The organism is Bacillus gaemokensis, assembly GCF_001590835.1.
Lineage (GTDB): Bacteria > Bacillota > Bacilli > Bacillales > Bacillaceae_G > Bacillus_A > Bacillus_A gaemokensis.
Genome location: NZ_LTAQ01000017.1, coordinates 33,201 through 33,507, shown reverse-complemented (window position 1 = coordinate 33,507; position 307 = coordinate 33,201). Strand labels below are relative to the sequence as shown.

Sequence of the window (307 nt, the reverse complement as noted above, 5' to 3'; positions counted from 1 at the left end):
AAAAAGCACTTGGCTGCTTGTTTATCTCTTGATTTACTTAGATAAAAATCAATGGTATTCCCTTCTGAATCAACGGCACGATATAAATACATCCATTGCCCTTTTACTTTMATATAGGTTTCATCGACTCTCCATGAATCATTTGTTGATTTTAGATGATGTCGTACTTTCTCTTCTAATTGAGGTCCATATTGATGAACCCRGCGCATAATCGTTGTGTGAGCAATGGATAATCCTCTTTCCTCCATCATTTCCACCAGGTTACGGAAGCTCAAATTGTACCGTAGGTACCACCTTACTGTTAATA

At 37.4% G+C, this 307-nt stretch carries 1 protein-coding gene; it reads right to left on the bottom strand.

From position 1 onward, the window contains the following. On the bottom strand, positions 1 to 307 hold a 307-nt coding region (locus AZF08_RS31300), incomplete at both ends, for an IS6 family transposase (protein ID WP_235604062.1).